At 56.1% G+C, this 14,745-nt stretch carries 10 protein-coding genes; 3 read left to right on the top strand and 7 right to left on the bottom strand.

What is annotated here, in order from left to right; genetic code table 11:
- Positions 1 to 4 precede the first annotated feature (4 nt).
- A complete protein-coding gene (locus AABA21_RS19355; protein ID WP_338253078.1) occupies positions 5 to 661 on the top strand; it encodes a response regulator in 657 nt (218 codons plus the stop codon).
- 235 nt (positions 662 to 896) lie between these two features.
- On the opposite strand, the gene AABA21_RS19360 is transcribed toward AABA21_RS19355, so the two are convergent.
- The 5 genes from AABA21_RS19360 to ade form a co-directional block, all read right to left on the bottom strand.
- Positions 897 to 2,894 (bottom strand): serine/threonine protein kinase, encoded by a 1,998-nt coding sequence (locus AABA21_RS19360; RefSeq protein ID WP_338253080.1) that lies wholly within the window; start codon positions 2,892 to 2,894, stop codon positions 897 to 899.
- 383 nt (positions 2,895 to 3,277) lie between these two features.
- Positions 3,278 to 4,126 (bottom strand): hypothetical protein, encoded by an 849-nt coding sequence (locus AABA21_RS19365; protein WP_338253083.1) that lies wholly within the window; start codon positions 4,124 to 4,126, stop codon positions 3,278 to 3,280.
- A gap of 647 nt (positions 4,127 to 4,773) precedes the next feature.
- Positions 4,774 to 7,740, bottom strand: coding sequence for a molybdopterin-dependent oxidoreductase (locus tag AABA21_RS19370; protein ID WP_338253085.1), 2,967 nt, complete (start codon positions 7,738 to 7,740; stop codon positions 4,774 to 4,776).
- Positions 7,741 to 8,709 carry an FAD binding domain-containing protein gene (locus tag AABA21_RS19375; protein WP_338253087.1) on the bottom strand — a complete coding sequence of 323 codons (969 nt, stop codon included), beginning with the start codon at positions 8,707 to 8,709 and terminating at the stop codon, positions 7,741 to 7,743.
- A gap of 5 nt (positions 8,710 to 8,714) precedes the next feature.
- On the bottom strand, positions 8,715 to 10,460 hold the full coding sequence (gene ade, locus AABA21_RS19380; protein ID WP_338253089.1) for an adenine deaminase: 1,746 nt from the start codon (positions 10,458 to 10,460) through the stop codon (positions 8,715 to 8,717).
- A 353-nt stretch (positions 10,461 to 10,813) separates the two neighbouring features.
- On the opposite strand from ade, the gene AABA21_RS19385 reads away from it, so the two are divergent.
- Both AABA21_RS19385 and AABA21_RS19390 read left to right on the top strand, forming a co-directional pair.
- Entirely contained in the window at positions 10,814 to 11,086 is a 273-nt protein-coding gene (locus AABA21_RS19385) for a hypothetical protein (protein ID WP_338253090.1), read from the top strand.
- A 4-nt stretch (positions 11,087 to 11,090) separates the two neighbouring features.
- Positions 11,091 to 12,062, top strand: coding sequence for a uroporphyrinogen decarboxylase family protein (locus AABA21_RS19390; RefSeq protein WP_338253092.1), 972 nt, complete (start codon positions 11,091 to 11,093; stop codon positions 12,060 to 12,062).
- A gap of 170 nt (positions 12,063 to 12,232) precedes the next feature.
- On the opposite strand, the gene AABA21_RS19395 is transcribed toward AABA21_RS19390, so the two are convergent.
- The gene (locus AABA21_RS19395; RefSeq protein WP_338253094.1) at positions 12,233 to 13,654 is read right to left on the bottom strand and encodes a putrescine aminotransferase; all 1,422 of its coding nucleotides are present in this window, start codon (positions 13,652 to 13,654) and stop codon (positions 12,233 to 12,235) included.
- A gap of 331 nt (positions 13,655 to 13,985) precedes the next feature.
- The gene (locus AABA21_RS19400) at positions 13,986 to 14,237 is read right to left on the bottom strand and encodes a hypothetical protein (RefSeq protein WP_338253096.1); all 252 of its coding nucleotides are present in this window, start codon (positions 14,235 to 14,237) and stop codon (positions 13,986 to 13,988) included.
- Positions 14,238 to 14,745: the final 508 nt, after the last annotated feature.

The raw sequence follows: 14,745 nt of genomic DNA on the forward strand, positions 1-14,745 counted from the left end.
TCCCATGCCCAAAATCCGCCTCATGATAGTTGACGATCACGAAGTAGTCCGTTTAGGAATGCGTGCCGCATTTGAGCTGGAATCCGACATCAACGTGGTCGGCGAGGCCAGCAACGGGGCCGAGGCCCTGGCAAAAATCACTGTCCTCATGCCCGAAGTAATCCTCATGGACGTACGCATGGAAAAGATGGGAGGGATCGAAGCCTGCCGCGAGATCCGCAGTCAATATCCCCAGGTAGCGGTCCTGATGATCACTTCTTATCCCGACGGTGAGGCGGTCACCGCTTCAATCCTGGCGGGCGCCAGTGGCTACCTGCTCAAAAACGTGAGCCGCGCAGAACTGCTCAAAGCGGTGCGCCAGGTAGCGGGCGGACAATCTCTACTCAAACCAGATACCACCAGAAAGGCCATTGCACACATGAGCAGCATAGCCAGCCACGGTGGCACCACACCTGGAGACGATCTCACCGATCGCGAACGGGAGGTACTCGCGCTGGTTGCCCGTGGCTATACCAACAAACAGATCGCCGAAGCCCTCTACCTCAGCGAGAAGACCGCCCGCAACCACGTCAGCCACATCCTGGAAAAGCTGGGCCTCTCACGCCGCAGCGAAGCGGCCGCCTACGCCGTCGAGCACAAACTCACCAATCCCCACAACTAAAAATCATGCGCAATTTAATATTTAACGGGGTGATGCCACACGGTGCGCGACATCACCCCGTTAAATATTAAATTGTGAGGCTCTTCCCTATTAATAGCGTAGTGCCAATGGTGCGCGAATGAGCACCATTGGCACTACGCTATTAATAAAAATTGCGGCCGCGCATGCGGACGCCCGTGCGGGGGCGCATACCTTCCCAACGCACTAAAAACAAGCAATATAAATGTGCATCCGCTCACGAAAGCGGATACACACTTACATTGCTATACACCACAGTAGTCTTCTCCCCTTTATCCCAGGCGGCCATGAAACCGATGTCGCCACCGTTTAAGGTAGCATCCTGAATGGGGGCCGGCTGATACATCCCATTGATATAGAAGAGCAGCGTACCGTCGCGCGCAATCACCTGCAACCGGTTCTTATTGGTGCCGGTCTTCAGATCGGGAGAGGCGGTCCAATCGCGCAGAACGGTCATGGAACCTAGATCATAGTTCTTTGAGACAGAAATTTTATAATTCCCCTTATCATCTACCTCAAACAGATACCCCTTCAAAGGACCGACATCCATACGAAAGAAGAGTCCGCCAGAATGCCCGCTCTGAATCGACATATCGATCTGGACGGTAAAGTTCTGGAATTGCTTGCCCGCTTCATGGCATCCGACGAAAGTATTCAGCTGGTTGGCGGTAACGTGATAACCATCATCATGAAATGAGCAGGTCATCAGATTGGTGTCCCACTGCGCCGCCTGGGTATTGGCGTCATTCGGATTATTCAGGGCGTCCGAGTAGAGCGGATTGGCGGCGGTCGCCGTCTGGATGACGCCCGCGGTGGCGCTGGCCTTCGCCTGCACCGTCGCCGTAGACTGGGCCTGTGCTGTCGCTGTGGCCTGCTTTTTCGCCGTCGCGGTTGCGCTCGCTTTAGCCTGCACCGTTGCCGTAGACTGGGCGACCGCAGTCGCGCTTCCGTTGGCCTGCTGTACAGCCGTGGCCGTAGACGCCTGTGCCGTCGATTGTAGATCTGGAGTAGCTGTAGGGGGAACCGGGGTGGACACCGCGACCGGGCGATTGATGGTCTTCATCACCGCGTAGGAGACCGGTATGGCAATGATCAATAAAATGATAATGGCGATCATGGTCACGATCCAGCCCTGCGTGCGAGCCGGTTGATTTTTCTGCAGGTCCGGCGGCGGATAGAGCGAAGCCTGGGCCGCGTACTGTCCGGGAGCCTCTCCGTAATAGCCATCCGCTGGCGCGGCGACCGCTGGCGTTGGACGCGGCGCAGGTGGATAGGAGGCGGGCGGGTAAGAGACAGGGGGAGGCACAGCCTGCCGACGTGTGGAGGAGGTAAAAGCTCCGCTTGGCTGGCTTTGCGCACTGGCGGCCGGCAACTTGGCCGTCGGGCGGGCGGTGCTGGCGCGGCAGAAGGCGGTGGCCAGTTCATTGGCGCTACCGTAGCGCGCTTCCGGCTGCTTCTCCAGCGCCCGCAACATCACATTTTCAACCGCAGGCGACAGATTTGGCACATACGTATGCGGAGGCGGAGGCAGCTTATTGACGTGCATAGCCACCACAGCGATCTGATTCTCGGCCACAAACGGCAGGTGCCCGGTAACCATCTCATAGAGCAACACGCCCAGCGAATAATAATCGCTACGCTCATCGGCGCGATAGTTCGACTCAAATAGCTCTGGAGCGATATAATCCACCGTTCCCAGCACATTACCCGTACTGGTCATTTGCGTCGAATCGCTCGCGGTACGCGCGATACCAAAGTCGGCCAGGTAACAACGCCCATCGGCATCCAGCAGCACATTGGAGGATTTAATATCTCTATGGATGATACCCTGTCCATGCATATAATCGAGGGCATCGGCGATATCACGCAGATAGCGACATGCCTGCTTCAGCGGAATGGGGGCGCGCCGAATGCGCGCGCGCAACGTACCTCCATCCATAAAAGGCATGACGATATAATATATATTCATGCCATTGAGGCGACAGGTTCCTGTATCATAGACCGGCATCAGATGGGCATTGTGAAGAGATGCCATCAACTGAGCTTCACGAATGAAGCGCCTCAGAAGATCTTCATCCTCACGCTTAAACACTTTTATAGCCACCTCGCGCTCAAAGTGGGGATCATAGGCCAGGTAGACATCGGCCATACCGCCACGCCCTCTGAGCTGCCGTAACTCATACCGATCGAGGTTCTTTCCCTCCAGATCTGCCATACATTACTCCAATACACAAAAAAGCCAGCAACTGTTGTTTTTTGATAAACATAAGATATAAAACGATCTTAACAGCGTTTCGTTGCTGTCTCTTGCTATGCCTTATAAAAAGATACAACGAAATCCGGACGCAAAAATAAAGAAGAATCTCAGGCCGGTAATAATACGCAGCACAATCAGGCGGGGTAGCATGCCTGCCACTCTGATGCGTTCCTCATAATGATGTGGGGAAAGAAAGGAGATCGGCCTGTGATGCACACAATGTCGAGATACATATAATACAAATGAGGCACAACCTGCCTGCACAAGTGTATGCCTCACTATACCATAAAGCCACCAGTTTCTCAACAGCCCGATGACCTGACAACAAACTTGCTGTCCATCTACAACTTGACGTAGAGCTGCGATATGGCATCATAGCGATAGATGGGATCACCGCGATGGTAGCGTAGGGCACCGTTATCGTTCTCCAGCCAGATCATGATCTGTGTACCGGAGGAAGCGTGAATCGGGTAGCGCCAGTGATCCAGGGAATTGGAGCCAGTGACACCCAGCAGCCAGGCACCGCCATCGACATTAATGGTATTGGGATTGAGATCGCTGCAGGAGACCGAATTATCGTCGTGCGTATCGTTCACCTGAAAATCACAGGCTTGCAGGGTCTTGCCGTTCAAACTGGCGGTGGGGTCGGCGTAGGGGTAGTTGCTAAAACCGGGAATGGATTTGCGCGGCAGCATAGCCTGCGTCCAGATCCAGGCACCTGGATGCAGTGCCAGCGAGGTCTGCACATTCAAGCGTACGCTGACGTTGGAATTGATGCGCACCGTCAGCAGACAGCCATTGGAGCAGTCAGGCGTGTAGTCCTCCTTTGAGGGCACCTTGATGAGGGGCGTCGGTAGTACCTGGCGAGTGGTGGAACCCTCAATTTTTGTCAGCACACCACCCAGGGCCACCAGTGGATACTGGGGGGAGAGGGTCAGAACCATGCCGGGCTGCAGGCGATGGCAGTCCTGCCCCACATCGTGGCTCAACTGCTTCACGGTAACGGCATTGGCATCGCTAAATACCTCGCTGGCGCTGTACATGTGCATGCGATACGCCAGCACCGCGTCACAGTTATCTCCCTCACCCACCGTATATTGAATCGATCCGACCTGTGGCAACGTCGTCAAGAAGGCTGGCAGAGGCGTGGGGGTCGGCAAGTTAGAGACATTGGACAATGTATAAAACATATTAGTTACGGAGGGGATAATACCACTTCCGGCATGAGTCCCGTAAATAAATGTAGGGACCGCCAGCAATACCATGATGGGTATGATTATTATTAATTTCCATGGTATGGAGTGAAAAAAGATATGCAAGTTTTCTCTGGGCGTGCTTTTTGGGTGAAAACGACGAGCCATGGGCGACTCCAATCTAAACTAGCTTTTCCACACGCATTATAGCAGGGAATGACTGCCAGCACTATCAATAAAAATAGGGGTACGACGCCAACAATCGAGAAATGCCGGTCGCATTCTTCCACATAAAAACAACGTCCACGTTACGTTCTTCGTGCATCAAAATGTTTCAAAGCGTACGAAATCACTCCACAGCTATCATCATACTATTTCTTTTGTGTACACCACGTCCACCCCTTTTGGGGGCCTGATGAAAGAAAAATAAGATAGCCCCTATTTACTATGCTCATGGCGATATGGCGGCCCTACATAGAAATATATCGACCAAAAAGAGCATTCCTTTAGCCTCTCCATGTTTGAAATATATAGGTGCAAACGCATTTCCGATAGAGGCAGAAGTACTATTTCTTGCAAAGAGGAAAGCTCAACCCCTCCCGCGGGAGGGGTTGAGCTTTCCTCTTTGCAAGAAATCATTCCTCTTAGCTGCTCTGGCGGGCCATGTAGGCGTGGATGGCGCGCAGGAGGCGTTCGGGGGTGAAGGGCAATTGCCGGATGTGAATGTCGGCGGCGTCCAGGATGGCATTGGCGATTGCTGGCGCGACTCCGTAGAGAGGGATGCCAACAACCGCTTTGGCCCCGAAGAGCTCGGTGTTATCTTCTGATTCAACCAGGTAGTTCTGCAGGTCGGGCATCTCGACCGCGCTGAAGGGATGGGATTCCGACCAGCCACCATTGAGGGACGCCCCGTTCTGATCATAGAACATCTCTTCGCTGATGCTGCGACTGAGAGCCAGCGTAACATCGCCGGCGATCTGGGTTTCCAACAGAGCGGGATTGATGGGGTGGCCGGCGTCAACGGCGGTAATAACCTTGACGATACGGATACCACCGGTCTCGACGTCTACCTCGACCTCAACGCCCTGGGCGGCAAAGGTCATGGGGATAACCTGAGACTTCCAGGAGGAGTTAGTCATCAGCTGGCGACCCTCTTCGTACATGGCATGGGTAGCTACCTCCGCCAGGGTCAGCCGGGTACCCGGAGCTCCCTTGATGATCCCATCGCTGATCTTAAGGGTCTCGGGAAGCACATTCAGCATGCGACCCGCCACCATCAGGATCTGGCGGCGAATCTGTTCGGCGGCCCGCTTCACCACGTTCCCACTCATATAAAAGGCCGTCACGTCGTTGATGTCTCGCTCAAAGGGCGCCGCGCTGGTATCAGACGCGTGTAAGAGGATGTCAGTCATAGAGACGCCCAGCACCTCGGCCGCGATCTGCGTCAGGAAGGTTTTCAACTGGGTACCGTTCTCGCTGCGTCCCGCGAAGAGATCAAATGAGCCGTCCTCATTGAGCTTGATTATCGCTCCGCTGGTGCCGCTCACCAGGCCAGGATCGCCGTAGAATGCGAGGGCCAGGCCAATGCCATGGCGATAGCGATCATGGCCACGCCTACCACGCCGTTTCTTCCATTCCAGCTTCTCTTCTACCGCACGCATACAGGCGGCCAACCCACAGCTCTCGATGACGACGCTGATGTCACGAGCACCGCCGGTGGCCGAGCGCAGCGGATAACGATCTCCACTCTTAAGCCAGTTCTGTCGCCGCAGGGCCAATGCGTCCATCCTGAGCTGGCGCGCAATCTCATCCATATGGCTTTCGAGCGCGAAAAATTCATGCTGCAGGTCATAGGCCTGCGTCGTGCTAGCGGGCGCATGATTGGTATACAACACCTCCGCCAGGAAGCGCATGTTGGGACAGGGATAGAGGGCCAGGGCATTGACGGCGTGCGCCTGCGACGTCAATGGATGGGTGGCATAGGCGCCGGTATCGGCCAGCACCACCATCTGGCTGGCCAGTAGCGTCCCATCCCGCTTCAACCCGGTCTTCATGCGCAGAATATACTGCTGACGCGTATGGTTGCTGCGGAACTCTTCGGCGCGCGAATACTCCAGCAGGACCGGGCGCTTCGTGACCATGGTCAGGAGCGCGCACAGGTCCTCACCCTCTATGTGCTGGCGCTGACCCAGGTTGCCGCCAACCTCTGGCTGCTCGACCCGAATGCGGCGCAGTGGCAGATTCAGCAGTCGCGCCAGCGTATGGCGGATATAGTGTGGTAGCTGGGTATTGGTGCGTACAACCAGATCGTCTTCCGCATCGAAATAGGTGAGGACGCTATAGCGTTCCAGGGGAGCCTGCTGTACAGGAGGCACGATATATTCGGTCTCAATCACATGATCCGCTGAGGCAAAGCCCTGCTCGACATCGCCCACCTCATTGCGAACGCGAGCGGCAATATTGCGGACGGCATCCGCGATCCCCTGCGATTCCCGCTCGCTATGGACATGGGCCGCGCCCGCAACCAGGGCCTGGCGCTGATCCAGCACCGCTGGCTGCACCTCGTATTCAACCGAGATCAACGCGAGCGCCTGGTCCGCGACCTCCTGCGTCTCGGCCACCACGACCGCGACCCGATCACCAACGTAGCGCACGACATAATCCAGGCAGTACTGGTCCAGCAGCGAACCTTCACCGCTGGCGCGCTCAATACTGGAATAGGGGATGCGCGGCACATCTTTATAGGTCAATACAGCCAGCACACCTGGCAGGGCACGGGCCGCCGAGGCATCGATAGAGCGAATGACGGCGTGGGCATGGGGACTGGTTAAAATACGGGCATAGGCCATTCTGCGCGGCTGCACGTCGCTGGCGAGCACCGCCTTGCCGGTAATAGCCTTGACGGCATTATGGGCCGAGGCAGCTGTTCCAATGACCTGTAAGTTCGGCCGGGGAGCCGGCACGGTCGGGGCCGCCGGCTGGGACATCATCTGCGGCGTAATCACCGGAATCCTGGTCGTGACGGCGCCGCTGCCTGAGGCCACGCTGCTGGTCTGCTGCTGTGACCCTGACCGGCTGGCTATCTCCTCGGTCTGCTCTGTCGCGGGCAGATCGGCGGCGATCGTGGTCTGGTTCAAAGGCTCGACCTGCTCACCACGCAAGATGGCGGCCGCTCGCAAGACGGCCTGCACAGGTTTGACATAGCCGGTACAGCGGCAGATATTACCGGAGAGCGCGTCGCGCACATCAACTTCTGAAGGAGAGGCGTTACGCTGCAAGAGAGCGTGGGCGGAGAGCAGCATACCTGAGGTGCAGAAGCCGCAGCCAGCGGCCCCCATTTCCACAAAGGCCGACTGCAACGGATGCAGTTTGTCAGGATTGCCCAGGCTTTCTACCGTTGAGAGGGTGCAGCCGCCCACCTGGGCCGCCAGCATGACGCAGCTCGGACGCGGCACGCCATCAACCAGCACGGTACAGGCACCACACTCACCTGTCTCGCATCCCTGCCTGACGCTGCTATATCCCTGGCGGTGCAGTAGCGAGATCAGCGGCTCGTTTGGCGCGACCTCCAGGCCCTCAACGACCCCATTAATACGTAATTCGAGTTCCATCTAGCCTCCTCTTTCAGATGACACCATGCCACGCCAGCTGGCCACGTTCATTGCTTCTTCGAGCGCGCGATAGGCTAACCCCATGCCACTCACACGTCGATAGCTACTGCTGGCACGCACATCTGCAGGAGGGCGAAACATGGTCATACCTTCTTGCAAGGTGGTAAGAAGCCTCTGACTGTTAAGCGGATTCATGACCGGCTGCCCCTCGAGCAGCTGCTCAACCCCATACAGCCGCACCGGCTCCATGGAAGCACCTCCCAACGCCAGGCGTACCTTGCGATAAACCTTATTTTCAATTTCAACCAGGGCCGCCGCGTTGAGCAACGCGGCATCGGCCGCCGTGCGACTGACACGCATCAAAGAGGTGCCACTGCTCAAAGCCGGGCGAGGCACGATAATTTCAACAATCAATTCGGCCGGTCGGCGCTCGATGGCAACTTCCTGGCACGGGATACGGCGCTCCTGCTTTCCTTTATAAACAACGCCAGGCAACGCCAATCCGGGGCGATCATACGTGCCGCCGCTCAAATCTATCTGAGATTTTGAACCCGAGCGCACGACAACTTCCGCGTCCATGGCGACCAGGGCCGTCAACAGATCAGCCTGCGAGGCCCCACCAGTCGCGATAGTTCCCCCGATGGTTGCGCTATTGCGTATCAAGCGCGAAGAGGAAGAGGCGTAGGCGGAACGAGCCAGCAGGCCGGTGGCGAACTCTCTTAATAGAGGTTCATCCACCAGCTGCTGCAGCGTCGTCATGGCACCGATATGGACTCCACGGGCATCTTCAGAAATAGAGGCAAGCTCCAGGTCCCGCAGATCTACCACAGCCTCGATACTATCATCCTGTAGACCCAGCAGATAGGTTCCACCAGCCAGGGGGACCGTCTTGACATCAAGACGACCCAGTAGCAGAAGAACATCGTCGATGTTCTCCGCCCAATGATATTCAATCAGCTCGGATAGCATAGGCATTACCTTTGTAGGGGGATACGAGTGAATGTTTCAACGTCAATTAACCCTTGATCTGTCAGCTTGAGCGACGGGATCACCGAAAGAGAGAGAAAACTCAGGGTCATGCAGGGATGCTCTAATGAGCAACCAAGTTCGGCGGCCACAGCGTCCAGTGCGCGTAGTTGTTGGACCACTTCAGCGGCGGGTAGCGGCGAGACCAGGCCTGCGATCGGTAGCGGAACGCGTGCCCGCACCTGGCCATCGACGACGCAGACAAAGCCTCCACCCATCTCTTCTAACGCGTACGCCGCCTGCACAATATCGCTATCGCTGGCGCCCGCGATGACGATGTTGTGAGCATCGTGCGCCACGCTGGAGGCGATGGCACCCTTGCGCAAGCCAAAGCCTTTGACGAGCCCCAGCCCGACCTTTCCACTGGCATGATGGCGCTCGATGACCACCAGCTTCAACAGGTCGCGCGCGGGATCGGCCACGATCTCACCGGCGCGCAGGGGCGCCTCCTCCCGCAGATGCGTGGTAATGATCTGGCCCGGCTCGATGCCGATCACCTCTACCGGTCCAGGCCTGCCGACGATGCGCAGATCGGCCTCAGTGATGGTACCAATATGAATCGTTCCGGTCACGCCAGCGGTACCCGCGCCGTCCTGAAGGATCTCAGCGGTCAGTTGACCATGCTGAGCCACTAGCACGCCGTCTTTATAGACTTCAGCCACTTTGAAGGTCTGCAAGTCATCCAGCACCAGCAGGTCCGCCACATAGCCAGGGGCGATGGCGCCCCGATTCAGCAAACCAAAATATTGGGCTGTATTATAGGAGGCAAGGCGAATCGCTTCTACCGGCTCCAGTCCCAGTTCGATTGCTCGCCGCACCATCGAGTCGATGTGGCCGCGGGTCATGATGTCTAAAGGATCGCGATCATCGGTCACAAAAAATACGCGGGGCGGATGCAGCTCTCGCACCAGGGGCAGCAGGGCGTCCAGATTCTGAGCGGCCGAGCCCTCACGAATCATCAGCCAGAGTCCCAGCCGGATACGTTGACGCGCCTCCTCGGCCGTTGTGCATTCGTGGTCTGACTGGATGCCGGCGGCCGCGTAGGCGTTCAGATCATGCCCAGCAACGCCGGGAGCGTGCCCATCAACAACCAGGCGCTGCTGCCGCGTAGCCTTGATCTTCGCCAGCACCTGTGGATCGGCCGCCAGCACGCCCGGGACGTTCATCATCTCGGCCAGCCCCAGCACCTGCTCCTCTGCTAGCAACTGTAAGAGATCCTCGGCCAGCAACGTCCGATAGGGGCTCTCAAAACTTGACGCGGGCACGCAGGATGAGAGCATTACATAGGAAGTGAGCGGCAGATCCCGGCCCGACTCCAGCACGTAGCGAATGCCATCCAGGCCCAGCACGTTCGCGAACTCATGGGGATCCAGTATCACCGACGTTACGCCGCGTGGCACCACCTGGCGCGCGAACTCAGCCAGGGTCAACATCGTGCTCTCAATATGCATATGGCCATCGATCAAGGCGGGGGCCAACCAGCGTCCCCCAAGATCACGCACCTCGCGCGCGGTCAGGGTTGGGAACGATCCATCCTGCTGGGGCATCACACTGATAACAATGTCATCCACAATCGCCACATCGGCCCGATAATATTCACCGCTACAAACATTCACCAGTTGAGCATTGCGTAGCAATAGATCCGCCGGTTCCGCGCCACGTGCCACCTGAATACGCCTTCGCAATTCATCCATTCATAATCCTCACTTTTGGCTCGAAAAAAGAGCAGCTTTCAGAAAATCCCAATCCTGGTTATGGTATCCATTCTACGTCTCCCCCACACACACTACAATATATTCTATCAATTTGTAGCCTCTTGCTATCGAACTCAGTAGCAGATTTTAACACATAGATGTACTTTTCCTATAATTTTTATAGATCTGGTAACCATTATGGGTGTCTTCAGGTACCAGATCGTGTATCAGTAACATCACAAAATGCCTGTGCGCAACCCCCGTTTTCATCCTTCATGCCCTCTCTAACGTATACTTGTATAGCAAATGATTGAGAGCATCGCTGTGCACGCACATGACGAAAGGAAACCTCGATGGAAAATAATAATTCTGTTGGTGGCGCAATCGTAAAGATCGTGGCTTTAACCGGAGGCGCAATCGCGGGTGCCATGCTTGCTAACTGGTGTGACAAGATATTAACCAACATAATACATGAGCGCGCCGAATTTGATAAGACGCGCTATTCGCAGGGTCTGGCCTCAAAAGAGTTCTCAAGCCAGGGGAAACGTTTGCCAGACACCGAGCCGCGTATCATTCGCATCGAACACGTGGAGACTCAGGAATATCCAGGGGAAGGAGACCTCTAAGACGATGCCTATAACGATGACCCCCGCTCAACGGGTACGCGCCGCGTTGCGCGGAGAGCCTGTTGACCGGGTCCCCTTGTGCTTCTGGCATCACTTCCGCCCACAGGGATCGGGTGAACGGCTGGCGGAGGAGACGTTTGAGTTTTTTAAGAGCAAGTTTGACCTGGACATCGTCAAGATTATGCCAGATCTGCCGTATCCAGAACCAGGGGAGGCGATCAGCGATGTCTCTCAATTCCAGTCGTTGCCACAGCTGGATCTGGATACTCCAGCCTTTCAAGAGCAACTGCACTGCATCCGTACGCTGCGCATGCAGTTGGGACCCGACTATCCGCTCATCCTGACCCTATTTAGCCCGTTAACCTACCTCTTCAATTTTATGGGGGATAACTTTAGCGGCAGGCAGCGGGTCATTGAGGGGGCGCGCCGGCAGCCTTCCGTCATAGAAAAAGGACTGGCCATCGTGGCCGCTAATCTGCGGAACCTGATGCGGGCCGCGATAGAGGCGGGCGCCAGCGGCATCTTCTTCTCATGCATGGGCGCGACCAACGCGGACTTTACCCCCGAAGAATACTGGCGCATTGCTCGCCCACACGACCTGGAAGCCCTCAAGGGGGCGCAGGCCGGCTGGCTCAATATCGTCCATATCCATGCTGATCCCGGCCAGGAGGGCGACGAAATCCACTTTGAACAGTTCACCGACTATCCGGTTTCCGTGCTCAGCTGGAGCGACCGCGTGACTGGTCCCGAGCTAAGTGAGGCCATGGACCTCACGGATAAATGCCTGATGGGTGGCTTATGGGAACGCGGTCCCCTGACCCACGGCAGCGAAACTGAGATCCAAAATGAGATCCTCTCGGCCATCACCCAGACCAAGGGGCACCGCCTTATCCTGGCCAACGGTTGCTCGATTCCCGATGACACATCGGAAGAGCCATTACACATTGCCCGCAGACTGATTGATCAGCTAAGCTAAGCTGTGCGTTTCGTGCCTTCGGCCATGACACTACGCGCCTACGGCGCTCAGAAAAATTAGGAGAGGCGATGATGCAAAAACACGCGTGAACGCGTGTTTTTGCATCATCGCCTCTCCTAATTTAAGGGCGGCCGCGCATGCGGATACCCACAAGGGATAGACAGCTATCTTCAGGCGACCACGTGATCCTCGGTAGAGGGGGGAAGGGGGCCCAGGGCCAGTTCTGCTCCCGGTCCGGAGACGGAGGAGTGCAGGCACTGGATGGTGTCTTCCAGCCGATTGAGAACGGTATCGATCTCATTCCTGGTCATCACCAGCGGCGGCTCAACCCGAATGACGCGCGAGTTGTTCAGGGTACCAGAGATCAGGACGCCGCGCTTGAACAGGCCCGAGGCGATCTCGTAGCCGATATCATCATTCACGAAATGCTGTCCGATCAGCAGCCCCTTACCGGTAATATCGGTATAGATATCGGGATGGCGGGCAGCGATACCTCTAAGTTGCTGCATGAAGTATTCACCCTTCTCGGCCGCCTGCTCTACCAGGTTCTCTTCGAGCGTGACGTTGATAGCGGCGATGGCGGCGGCGCAGGCCAGCGGATTGCCGCCGGTGGTCGAGGTATGGATGAATGGATTGCTATTGAAGACGCTCCAGATTTTGGGAGTGGCCATGAAGGCTCCCACGGGCATGACACCACCACCAAGCGCCTTAGCCGACGTAATAATGTCTGGAGCTACATCCCAGTGCTCAACACCCCACAACTTCCCGGTACGTCCCAAACCGGTCTGCACCTCGTCGGCGATCAAGAGGACCTCGTACTCATCGCATAGCTGGCGTAGACGGGGCCAGAAATCGTCTGGCGGCACGATGGCGCCGGCCTCACCCTGAATCGGCTCCATAACAACGGCCGCGATATCGTTGCCCACTTCGCGCGCGATGCGCAGCTGCTGCTCAACCGCGTCGGCATCCCCAAAGGGGACGTGGTAGATATTATTGTGCAGCGGCATCGCAGGACGACGGAAGACAGATTTACCGGTCAGGGAGAGGGAACCAGCCGTCTTGCCGTGAAAGCCACGAACGGCGGCGATAAAGCCGCTCTTGCGCGTGTAGAGCTTCGCGATCTTCATCGCACCCTCCACCGCCTCGGTACCGCTGGCGACAAAGAAGCTATACTGAATATCACCAGGGGTAATCTCCGCCAGTAGATGCGCCAGCATGCCCCGCAAGGGGTCCAGCAGTTCCTGGGTTGGCAGGGGACTCTTCTGCAGTTGTGCCTGCACGGCCCCAATGACCTTTGGATGCGCCCAGCCCAGATTGAACAGGCCAAAGCCACCCAGGCAGTCGATATACTCCTTCCCCACCACATCTCTGAAGGTCGCGCCACGTCCCGTCCACTCCACGGAAGCAAAATCACCCGCCTCGGCCACAGACTTACGATATTCGATAAAACCACTATTATAATATTTGGCGAAATTGTCAACCGTGGTCTCAACCAGCCATTCGGCTTCGCTCTTTCCGAGCTGGGGTTTGTGGACAATGTCCAGATAGCGCTGGGAGTCATTAAGGGCCTTTAGTAAACCATCGGAACTCATAAAAATCCTTTCCGGCAATGCGGCATAAGCGTACTATTCCACCGTCGATCCGCATACATCGGCAACACATCGGAACCCATACACAAAAAGCAGGCAACCGGTGTTTGTGGATATAGTGATACCTATCCTCATGGATAGGTGACATGCGATTTTTCACCAATGGGTCTCAACCCATCAGGAGCAAAGGGAAAAAGAGCAGTCTGTTCCTGCGCTACTTACCAGCATTAAAAGTGTAAAATCATACAAGGAACGGGTAAACAGCCAGGAGAAAAACAGAAAGTACGTGGTATGTCAACAAAACGCAGGTGCGTTGACACGGTTGAAGGGAGACTCAGGGGTAGCAAGTGGACAGGTGGAAGCCGCAGAACACATAGAATTTCGGGATGTAGCGACCTTTTTGAGTGCCTGGAATCAGCGTTTCTTTCATAGAACACCATTCTTCACTGCTATAGTGAAATTTCTTCCCTTCAAGTATAGCTGACAGGCTGAAATAAAGCAAGCTCTTTTTGATCAATGGGTATGATGCATTTTCTTGCAAAAGCGATGCTGTAGGTTCGGGCCTTGCGCCCGATTTACCCTCCACGCATGTCAAATCCCCTCCCAAAATCGTGTTTTTGATATATTATCGAATTAGGGGTAAAAATCGGGCGCAAGGCCCGAACCTACGATATTGCCTTCTTGCGCATGATGATCCCGCGCTGCGAACGCACCAACAGCCAGCAACACGTCATCAAAGAGACCAGGCCGATCACAACTAAAGAGACCTCATAGGCTGGCTGTCCAGTTACAATCGCATCGAAATCACTGGCAAATAAGACAACAGCTTCGATAAATAAGAGCGCGGTTATCGGCGAATATGGTCATCAGCCCGGAGATGGGGAAGCTGTTATCTCACGCGAGAACGCCCGCGCCCAGATCCTGTCCCAGACCCTACAATTTCTCCAGAACATCCATTGACGCATCCTTCTCGGGTAACGGTCACATGTTTCAAGAAACGTATGCGCCTGGGTACGGGGTCGCTGCGCTCCCAAGCTGGGGCAAGCCCAGCACCTACAGGGAGGGACGCGCCCGATATATGAGCGGGCGCGGCT

Source organism: Dictyobacter halimunensis, from assembly GCF_036245075.1.

Coding starts and splice junctions, on each gene's coding strand:
- AABA21_RS19355 (WP_338253078.1), top strand. CDS start 5: ATGCCCAAAATCCGCCTCATGATAGTTGACGATCACGAAGTAGTCCGT.
- AABA21_RS19360 (WP_338253080.1), bottom strand. CDS start 2,894: ATGGCAGATCTGGAGGGAAAGAACCTCGATCGGTATGAGTTACGGCAG.
- AABA21_RS19365 (WP_338253083.1), bottom strand. CDS start 4,126: ATGTTTTATACATTGTCCAATGTCTCTAACTTGCCGACCCCCACGCCT.
- AABA21_RS19370 (WP_338253085.1), bottom strand. CDS start 7,740: ATGGAACTCGAATTACGTATTAATGGGGTCGTTGAGGGCCTGGAGGTC.
- AABA21_RS19375 (WP_338253087.1), bottom strand. CDS start 8,709: ATGCTATCCGAGCTGATTGAATATCATTGGGCGGAGAACATCGACGAT.
- ade (WP_338253089.1), bottom strand. CDS start 10,460: ATGGATGAATTGCGAAGGCGTATTCAGGTGGCACGTGGCGCGGAACCG.
- AABA21_RS19385 (WP_338253090.1), top strand. CDS start 10,814: ATGGAAAATAATAATTCTGTTGGTGGCGCAATCGTAAAGATCGTGGCT.
- AABA21_RS19390 (WP_338253092.1), top strand. CDS start 11,091: ATGCCTATAACGATGACCCCCGCTCAACGGGTACGCGCCGCGTTGCGC.
- AABA21_RS19395 (WP_338253094.1), bottom strand. CDS start 13,654: ATGAGTTCCGATGGTTTACTAAAGGCCCTTAATGACTCCCAGCGCTAT.